Raw genomic sequence first — 560 nt, 5'->3', positions numbered from 1 at the left:
AGTTTTTTCCTCCATTTCCATGCGTTTCGTCTTCTGTTCCAGCCAGGAAGAGTAGTTTCCTTTCCATGGAATACCTTCACCACGATCTAGTTCGAGAATCCAGCCGGCAACGTGGTCAAGGAAGTAACGGTCGTGGGTTACGGCAATAACAGTCCCTTCATATTGTTGAAGATGTTGTTCCAACCAATCGATAGATTCTGCATCCAAATGGTTGGTAGGCTCGTCCAGCAACAAGAAATTATAGCCGCCCAGCATCAACTTCAGCAGCGCCACACGCGCACGCTCACCGCCGGAACACACGGACAAAGGCCGATACACTTCTTCTCCCTTAAACAGGAACGCCGCCAACGCATTGCGCACCCGGGTCTCCGTCATTTGAGGGAAGGTGTCCCACACCTCGCCGATTACCGTTTTCGTCAGGTCCAGCTTGGCCTGCACCTGGTCAAAATAGCCGGTGAGTAAGTTGCTGCCAAAGCGAAAAGTGCCGTCCTGGCGAGGGTATTCACCGGTCAAAATTTTAAGTAGCGTGGTCTTGCCGCAGCCGTTATCCCCCAGCAGGA

At 52.3% G+C, this 560-nt stretch carries 1 protein-coding gene; it reads right to left on the bottom strand.

The genetic code is table 11. The annotated features are described in order from the left end of the window. Window positions 1-560, bottom strand: a 560-nt coding sequence (locus tag ACFFUV_RS23765) for an ATP-binding cassette domain-containing protein (protein ID WP_390198477.1), incomplete at both ends; no start/stop codon positions are given.

It is taken from the genome of Vibrio olivae (genome assembly GCF_042428525.1).
GTDB classification, from domain to species: Bacteria; Pseudomonadota; Gammaproteobacteria; order Enterobacterales; family Vibrionaceae; genus Vibrio; species Vibrio olivae.
This window is presented reverse-complemented; position numbering and strand designations above follow the sequence as displayed.